The sequence below is a fragment of the Bacillus sp. L_1B0_5 genome (genome assembly GCF_000836715.1).
GTDB lineage: Bacteria > Bacillota > Bacilli > Bacillales > Bacillaceae_G > Bacillus_A > Bacillus_A thuringiensis_S.
In genome coordinates this window covers 1-1,144 of sequence record NZ_JXIS01000225.1, presented here as the reverse complement: position 1 = coordinate 1,144, position 1,144 = coordinate 1, and the positions used below count along the sequence as shown (strand labels likewise).

Genomic DNA, 1,144 nt, shown 5'->3' with positions numbered 1-1,144 from the left:
AAAAAAAAAAAAAAAAAAAAAAAAAAATCGGCACTCCATACTTGGCATTTAGATGAGACGTATATCAAAGTCAAAGGAGAATGGTGTTATTTATACCGCGCGATTGATAGTGATGGACATACACTGGACTTTCAAGTTTGAAAAACACGTAATCCATCAAGCTGCTTATGCCTTTATGAAAAGATTGGTCAAACATTTTGGAGAACCATCGGTTCTTACGACAGACAAGGCCCCAGCTTTACTTTGTGCATTCAAAAAATTACAGAAAGCTGAGTATTATGTACATACCAATCACTGTACCATTAAATATCGTAATAATCTTATTGAACAAGATCATCGACATATCAAACGTCGGTTTGTGAAATCAGCTGGATTTCAAACTCCTCGTCATGCTTCTCGTACCATAAAAGGAATCGAAACGATTCAGGCTATATATAAACAGAGGCGAAATTTCCAAACAAATCTTGCCTTTTCAGTGTACAATGAATTACAACAATCAATGGCCACTGCATAAGTTATTCCCCTTATTTATCCACCCATTTATAATTTTTTTCAAACTTTGCAACAGAACCATTGATATCATCCTGCACGGTTTTTCTTAGATTAATTAAAAAAGAATTTTAAAACATTATTATCCCTTCCTTTTCTAATCTATTTTAAATAACTTAATCATTCTCTCCTGTTTTGCCTTGAATTTCTATGATCTTTTTAAAATATTATTCTTACTTTAAACAATAAAAAATCTCACCTCCACAATCAAATACGCATTATACGCTTGATTCCTGAGGCGTGATTATTGCGGTACCACTCAGTTTCTCTATTTCCTCACGGTAAATAAACTCAATAAGTCCTATGACTTTAGTTCGATAACGAGAACCAAATCGTTGCTTTCTACTGGGCACAATTTTCACTCTTTCAAAAGCAAAGCTCCGAGACTACCTTCAAAGAGGCCTAATAATCGTTCTTTCAGCCAGTGGAACGAATCTCTTTATATTACATATGTATCTTAAAAAACACCCTTATCTTTCTTCTAACTTAAGTTTATGGCAAGGTGCCTTGATAGCTCAATTTTTCTATGTTTTATATAATTTTCTACTTAAAGCATTAAGATTTTAATAATTTGAGGGTGTTGCAAAACTAAAAT

At 33.0% G+C, this 1,144-nt stretch carries 1 pseudogene; it reads left to right on the top strand.

The annotated features are described in order from the left end of the window. Positions 1–514 (top strand): annotated as a pseudogene (locus tag RT27_RS32015) (IS6 family transposase); the annotation flags it as partial. Between the last annotated feature and the right edge of the window lie 630 nt (positions 515–1,144).